Origin of the sequence: Bradyrhizobium sp. NBAIM03, assembly GCF_020194055.1 — a bacterium.
GTDB classification, from domain to species: Bacteria; Pseudomonadota; Alphaproteobacteria; order Rhizobiales; family Xanthobacteraceae; genus Bradyrhizobium; species Bradyrhizobium yuanmingense.
In genome coordinates, this window is sequence record NZ_JADYVS010000194.1 from 1 (window position 1) to 426 (window position 426).

General features: G+C 59.2%; 1 protein-coding gene. It reads left to right on the forward strand.

The window, feature by feature from the left end; translation table 11 throughout:
• The first annotated feature begins 105 nt into the window (after window positions 1-105).
• Window positions 106-411, forward strand: a complete 306-nt coding sequence (locus I6F21_RS38050) for a hypothetical protein (RefSeq protein WP_004636902.1) — start codon at window positions 106-108, stop codon at window positions 409-411.
• The last annotated feature ends 15 nt before the right edge of the window (window positions 412-426 follow it).

The following is a 426-nucleotide window of genomic DNA, read 5'->3' on the forward strand; positions in this document are numbered from 1 at the left end:
GGCATTTCCATCGCAGATCTCGTGCGCGGTCTGATCCGCAAGGAAATCAGCTAGCTGATGCTCAACTCAACGGCTTAACCCAATAACTCAACTCATGAGGAAAGCATGGCCAAGATGACGGATGCAGAACGAGCCGCCCTGGAACGCCTGATCTCGCACGCGATGCGCGACAGCGGGCAGAGCCGACGTGTCGCCGACTTTCTGTTGGCATGGTGGAACCCGGGCCAATGCGGTGGGTTCGATATCACCGTGACCTGGGGGCTCGACGACGAGATCGTGGAGGACGTGGTGGTCGTGTTTGGCTATGCCGCACGGAACAACCACTATCCGGACACCTTGGGCTACGGCTCGCAATTTGAGGCCATTGTCAGGGCGTGGCGGCCGGAACTGGTATCCGAAGAAGGTCAGTGATTCCCAGGGGAACGC